This is a genomic window from Nostoc flagelliforme FACHB-838 (genome assembly GCF_014698065.1).
Taxonomy (GTDB): domain Bacteria; phylum Cyanobacteriota; class Cyanobacteriia; order Cyanobacteriales; family Nostocaceae; genus Nostoc; species Nostoc flagelliforme_B.
The window spans coordinates 1-3,729 of record NZ_JACJSI010000500.1; the positions used below are offsets into that span (position 1 = coordinate 1).

Here is a 3,729-nt window from a genome sequence, read left to right on the forward strand (position 1 = left end):
GGATGTTGCTTTACCCACTCCCAAAATATTAGTGGATTGAGTTGATCCAGTAAGCGCAATGTTAAAAGTGAATGATAGCGCTTAATTAAATAACGCTTTGCAACTTTGTCCCAAATGGGGTTAGCAACATCAAAGTAGGTAACGCGGTTGGGGGTTTTAGGCGGTGACTCGTATTTGACGGGTTTACAGGAGTGCCAATCAATGCGAGGAAAGTTGGGCTTGATCCTTCCCCACTCCATCGGTTGCCAGTTTTTAAAGGGGTCAAGTGACTGAATCCACGTCCCACCTAGTAATAGGTGCTGATACATTTTGATGTATCCATCTGTTACCCGACCCGCATTCTTACGTGGGATCTTATCAGATATGAACAGGAAATCATAAACTGATTCTCCCTCTATATGGAAAAAGTTGCGCTCAATCAACGCCGGATGAATGGCGCTACCAGCTAACAACTCATGGTATTGGGCAGCCGTGAGATTGTTTGGATATTCAGTTGTCGCTGCGTTCATTAGTTCTCCCCTTGCGGTTCCTTAGAGAGAACTACGAGAACTACGTTTACGAGCAAGAATTGCCAGTAAAATCCTGTGTTACAATCACCTGCTCCCGTTACTCCAGTAATGTTTCTGTCGCTATCATCTAAACACAGCCAATTTGAAAGCTGTGAAACTTTAGCTTTTGCAAGGATATTCTTAAAACTACCTTCTACCACAGCATTAAGCTGAGGTGCGAACACTGCAATGCATGATTCCATGCGCTCAACTACTGAGCTATTCAGACTTTTTTCATTTAACACGGTTTATTCCCCTGGTGCTTGGTTTTGAAGCTCTAGAGGGGGCTATTCACGCTGCTACTATTTTTTGCTCCAAAATTCGGGTTTTGTCTTCATTAAACTTTACATTTAACTAATTTAAGGAATTTCGACAGCCAAAACATACTGCAAGAAATAGACTTTCTAAGCAGTAGATCCTATAATAGATATCGCAGCGTGGTAAAAACTCTCGGACAAATTTAGTAGTCGTCTCCGTCGCCAAACTTCAACGTCTACTTATTTTGTTCCTTCGAGATCAACCCCGCTCTGAGGTTATATGCAATTTAAACCACGGACAAAGCGCTACTCCTTAGTGGCGCTTTGTCCGTTAAATGTGGGTATTGTCATAAATTCTTCACCTCCATACCTACCTTCAATTAGCTTGATATTGCAGAAGTTCTACCCGTCTTCGATCTACTGTTATCCTAATTTTTAATTCAAGCCTCCTCATCTCTGTATGTAATTACTAGGTTTAATAGTAGCTTTGGCTCAAACTACTTTAACTATTATCTATGCCAAGCTTCAGAGTAAGCATCATAAGTGCCGACTCTTTTGATACAAGCTCATCTTTCGTTTATTAACGAAGTCAGCTAGCGATTATAGATACTCACTGAGGGTGGTTCCTGGCTGCTAGCCTTAGTTATTTTTCACGAATATGAGCTAGATGTAACTGTAACTTGAGATAGCGTAATACTACTTCTGGGATGTAGCCATTAAATCATACACCTTAGAAAGGAAACTAGGAAGGAATAATTTTATGAATTTTTGTGAAGGAGTATAGGTTATTTTAAAAAAAGTATAGGTTAGATTTAACGTGAATAGATTACAGTATAGATCAATACTTATGCTAATTTACGAGGGTGAGTTGATGATGTTTCACTATATAACTCCCCGTTCTCTGAGGTTTAGCAAAAACAATAAGCTCTAAAAATTCCTTTAAATTTTCCCACAAGGTTTTTTTATGTGTTGCTTGTAATATCAAGGTTTTGACAGTCCAACTACCTTTTAAGCTAAACACTTATGCATCTAGAATTTTGCCAATTTTTGTAGGCTCTTATTTTTGGTAAAGGTATTGATAAATTAAAGTAAATTTACTGCTCAATATGGATTCATATAAAAATTTAGACATAGAGAAAATAATTGAAGGTCTAGATGGACAAGTGTTTGAATCTACTGGTAAGCATTTGTCAAAAGCTGAAATCGCTATTATAAAAGGGGCTTGGAATGGTCAAGATTATCAAGAGATAGCAGCTAATTCAGGATATAATATGCACTATTTGCGGACAGCAGTAGGGCCAAACTTATGGACAATGCTTTCTGAAGCTATTGGTGGTGGAGTACAAATAAAAAAAGCAACTGTGAAAAATGTTTTGCTTGAAATAGTAAAAAAAGATTACCTTAATCAAAACGATAGTTTAATAGGTAAGACTAAAATTTATGGAGAGTTGCCTAAAATAAATCTGTTTTATGGGCGAGAAAAAGAAATTAATTATTTAAAAAACCAAATTAAGCTTTTTAATCATCATTGTGTATATTTGTTTGGATCTGCGGGTACTGGAAAAACTTTTGTTGCTACCAAAATAGTTGAAGAATTACTTTTAGAGGAACCAAATTCATACGATTGCGTCATCTGGAAAAGTATCAATTATGGTTCTTCAATTGAGGATGTTTTAGAGGAAATAATTAAGATACTAAATTTAAAAATAGAAAATAAATCTAGGGAATCAAAACTTAATTTAATATTAGACCAACTAAAAAAATATCGATGTTTACTAATACTAGATGGGCTAGAAGGTTTAGCACAAATAGAGGTATTTGAAAAGAAAATAGAGTGTGGAAATTTATTTCGTCGTCTTATAGAAGAGCAGCATCAAAGCTGCATAATAGTGACGAGTCAGTTACCTTTAGATCAAATTGCTTACACGGCTACAACTCTCCTACCAGCATACGTGCAGATACAAGGCTTAGAAGAAAATGCAGCAATGCAAATATTACGTAGAAAAGATTTGAAAGGAGAAAAAGAATGTAAAAAATTGATTAAAATTTACCGTGCAAATCCATCACTTTTAGAATTAGTTGCCAGCCGGATTAATAAATTTTTTGGAGGGGATATAACCAAATTCTTGGATTATAAGACTACTTTGATTAGCGAGAATATTTTGAAGATGTTAAATCAACAATTTGGAGGAAATGGACTTTTAAATGATATTCAAAAACAAATTATGCTTTGTTTAGCAGAACATACATCAGAAGAATTACCTCCATTGAAGTTTTCAGATATGATTGATATTATCAGGAAAAAAAATAATTGTGAAATTTCAATTTCTAATATGATGGATGCTATAGAGGTTTTAGAACAGCGTTGTTTAATTGAAATAAATCAGAAATCTCCTAAAGATGAAGTTTCTTATAGTTTAGAACCAGCTATTAGAAAGTATATCTTAGTCGATCCATTAAGCTTAATCTATAAAAATTTTAATAGTTCAAATAACAAACTTAATGGCTTAAAAGCAAGTAATCATATTCAGGAGTAAAAGTGGTTTACTGCATAAATCACCTTTGTAATCAGCGCCATAACCCTGATGATATTGAAAACTGTTTAGCCTGCGGAACTCCTTTGCTAATAAATGAACGTATTCGTTTGCTGCGACCATTACGACCTTTAGAAAAAGATATAGATAGCTATACAGATGTTTTCGAGGTTGAAGATATTGAGCCAAAATGGGGAATAAAACCTCGAACAAGAGTGATGAAAGTATTAAGGTGGAATGAACCTAAATACGTTGAGCTAGTGCGACGAGAAGTATTAGCATTAATCAACTTATCTCATCCGGGAATTCCTCAAGCTGCTAGTAGTGATTACTTTACTTTTACACTACCAAAGGAACCACGCCTAGAATTGCATTGCTTAGTAATGGAGA

At 35.4% G+C, this 3,729-nt stretch carries 3 protein-coding genes and 1 pseudogene; 2 read left to right on the plus strand and 2 right to left on the minus strand.

Going from position 1 to position 3,729, the window contains the following annotated elements:
* Both H6G97_RS47415 and H6G97_RS47420 read right to left on the minus strand, forming a co-directional pair.
* Window positions 1–509: pseudogene (locus H6G97_RS47415) on the minus strand (bifunctional DNA primase/helicase); the annotation flags it as partial.
* Window positions 509–751 carry a hypothetical protein gene (locus H6G97_RS47420; RefSeq protein ID WP_190947292.1) on the minus strand — a complete coding sequence of 81 codons (243 nt, stop codon included), beginning with the start codon at window positions 749–751 and terminating at the stop codon, window positions 509–511. The pseudogene H6G97_RS47415 and the gene H6G97_RS47420, both read right to left, overlap by 1 nt.
* A gap of 1,160 nt (window positions 752–1,911) precedes the next feature.
* Here H6G97_RS47420 and H6G97_RS47425 point away from each other — a divergent pair.
* Both H6G97_RS47425 and H6G97_RS47430 read left to right on the plus strand, forming a co-directional pair.
* Window positions 1,912–3,342 (plus strand): helix-turn-helix domain-containing protein, encoded by a 1,431-nt coding sequence (locus tag H6G97_RS47425; RefSeq protein WP_190947293.1) that lies wholly within the window; start codon window positions 1,912–1,914, stop codon window positions 3,340–3,342.
* Between the two features lie 2 nt (window positions 3,343–3,344).
* Window positions 3,345–3,729: 4-Cys prefix domain-containing protein (locus H6G97_RS47430; protein ID WP_338422007.1), on the plus strand; the 385-nt coding region annotated here is incomplete at its 3' end.

Coding starts and splice junctions, on each gene's coding strand:
- H6G97_RS47420 (WP_190947292.1), bottom strand. CDS start 751: ATGGAATCATGCATTGCAGTGTTCGCACCTCAGCTTAATGCTGTGGTA.
- H6G97_RS47425 (WP_190947293.1), top strand. CDS start 1,912: ATGGATTCATATAAAAATTTAGACATAGAGAAAATAATTGAAGGTCTA.